The organism is Escherichia sp. E14V7 (genome assembly GCF_004212225.1).
In the GTDB taxonomy this organism is placed as follows: Bacteria; Pseudomonadota; Gammaproteobacteria; order Enterobacterales; family Enterobacteriaceae; genus Escherichia.
In genome coordinates, this window is record NZ_RHJJ01000033.1 from 1 (window position 1) to 1,768 (window position 1,768).

The following is a 1,768-nucleotide window of genomic DNA, read 5'->3' on the forward strand; positions in this document are numbered from 1 at the left end:
TTGACTCTGAAAGAGGAAAGCGTAATATACGCCACCTCGCGACAGTGAGCTGAAAGCCGCGTCGCAACTGCTCTTTAACAATTTATCAGACAATCTGTGTGGGCACTCGAAGATACGGATTCTTAACGTCGCAAGACGAAAAATGAATACCAAGTCTCAAGAGTGAACACGTAATTCATTACGAAGTTTAATTCTTTGAGCATCAAACTTTTAAATTGAAGAGTTTGATCATGGCTCAGATTGAACGCTGGCGGCAGGCCTAACACATGCAAGTCGAACGGTAACAGGAATCAGCTTGCTGATTCGCTGACGAGTGGCGGACGGGTGAGTAATGTCTGGGAAACTGCCTGATGGAGGGGGATAACTACTGGAAACGGTAGCTAATACCGCATAACGTCGCAAGACCAAAGAGGGGGACCTTCGGGCCTCTTGCCATCGGATGTGCCCAGATGGGATTAGCTAGTAGGTGGGGTAACGGCTCACCTAGGCGACGATCCCTAGCTGGTCTGAGAGGATGACCAGCCACACTGGAACTGAGACACGGTCCAGACTCCTACGGGAGGCAGCAGTGGGGAATATTGCACAATGGGCGCAAGCCTGATGCAGCCATGCCGCGTGTATGAAGAAGGCCTTCGGGTTGTAAAGTACTTTCAGCGGGGAGGAAGGGAGTAAAGTTAATACCTTTGCTCATTGACGTTACCCGCAGAAGAAGCACCGGCTAACTCCGTGCCAGCAGCCGCGGTAATACGGAGGGTGCAAGCGTTAATCGGAATTACTGGGCGTAAAGCGCACGCAGGCGGTTTGTTAAGTCAGATGTGAAATCCCCGGGCTCAACCTGGGAACTGCATCTGATACTGGCAAGCTTGAGTCTCGTAGAGGGGGGTAGAATTCCAGGTGTAGCGGTGAAATGCGTAGAGATCTGGAGGAATACCGGTGGCGAAGGCGGCCCCCTGGACGAAGACTGACGCTCAGGTGCGAAAGCGTGGGGAGCAAACAGGATTAGATACCCTGGTAGTCCACGCCGTAAACGATGTCGACTTGGAGGTTGTGCCCTTGAGGCGTGGCTTCCGGAGCTAACGCGTTAAGTCGACCGCCTGGGGAGTACGGCCGCAAGGTTAAAACTCAAATGAATTGACGGGGGCCCGCACAAGCGGTGGAGCATGTGGTTTAATTCGATGCAACGCGAAGAACCTTACCTGGTCTTGACATCCACGGAAGTTTTCAGAGATGAGAATGTGCCTTCGGGAACCGTGAGACAGGTGCTGCATGGCTGTCGTCAGCTCGTGTTGTGAAATGTTGGGTTAAGTCCCGCAACGAGCGCAACCCTTATCCTTTGTTGCCAGCGGTCCGGCCGGGAACTCAAAGGAGACTGCCAGTGATAAACTGGAGGAAGGTGGGGATGACGTCAAGTCATCATGGCCCTTACGACCAGGGCTACACACGTGCTACAATGGCGCATACAAAGAGAAGCGACCTCGCGAGAGCAAGCGGACCTCATAAAGTGCGTCGTAGTCCGGATTGGAGTCTGCAACTCGACTCCATGAAGTCGGAATCGCTAGTAATCGTGGATCAGAATGCCACGGTGAATACGTTCCCGGGCCTTGTACACACCGCCCGTCACACCATGGGAGTGGGTTGCAAAAGAAGTAGGTAGCTTAACCTTCGGGAGGGCGCTTACCACTTTGTGATTCATGACTGGGGTGAAGTCGTAACAAGGTAACCGTAGGGGAACCTGCGGTTGGATCACCTCCTTACCTTAAAGAAGCGT

At 52.8% G+C, this 1,768-nt stretch carries 1 rRNA gene; it reads left to right on the forward strand.

Features of this window, described 5'->3' with window-relative positions:
* The first annotated feature begins 212 nt into the window (after nucleotides 1-212).
* A 16S ribosomal RNA gene (locus tag D9741_RS23260) occupies nucleotides 213-1,754 on the forward strand.
* Nucleotides 1,755-1,768: the final 14 nt, after the last annotated feature.